The organism is Streptomyces sp. HNM0645 (assembly GCF_030056615.1).
Classification (GTDB): Bacteria; Actinomycetota; Actinomycetes; order Streptomycetales; family Streptomycetaceae; genus Streptomyces; species Streptomyces marianii.
Window position 1 is genome coordinate 1 of sequence record NZ_JASHLT010000128.1, and the last position, 476, is coordinate 476.

General features: G+C 66.2%; 1 pseudogene. It reads right to left on the bottom strand.

The features are described 5' to 3' along the window. Window positions 1–7: 7 nt before the first annotated feature. Window positions 8–476: pseudogene (locus QMZ92_RS35940) on the bottom strand (helix-turn-helix domain-containing protein); the annotation flags it as partial.

Genomic DNA, 476 nt, shown 5'->3' on the forward strand with positions numbered 1-476 from the left:
TGGCCTTTCAGCGCGGTGTGACCGCAGTGGTAATTGTTGGTGGGCAGCCACTGTGGGAACGCTTCGCGTCGTTTGTGGACCTTGACCCAAGGCCGGGAAGGTAGCGTATTTCCGCTGCTGGCAAGGGGGTTGAGGTCCAAGCTGTGGCCGCGTAGAGGCCCGGTCCGAGCTTGTGGATGAGCCCGGTGTTGGCCCATCGGGACAGTTGCCGATACATGGTGTGCAGGGTGATGTCGCCGAAATGGGCGGCGATCTCCGCGGGTCTCCACAGGCGAGTCGGGTCGTCCTGCAGCAGGGCGAGAATGCGATGCCGTCGGCGCTGGGCTGGAACAGTGTGGCGGTCATCGCGGGAGACGGTGGCCAGAGGTGGCTGTTCGGGGCCGGGTTCGAGGACGGTGACGGCGAGGTCGGTGATCGTGCGGCTGCGGTCAGGGCGGCCGTCGTCGTGTCGCTCGCTGTAGCGGGACATCGGCGAC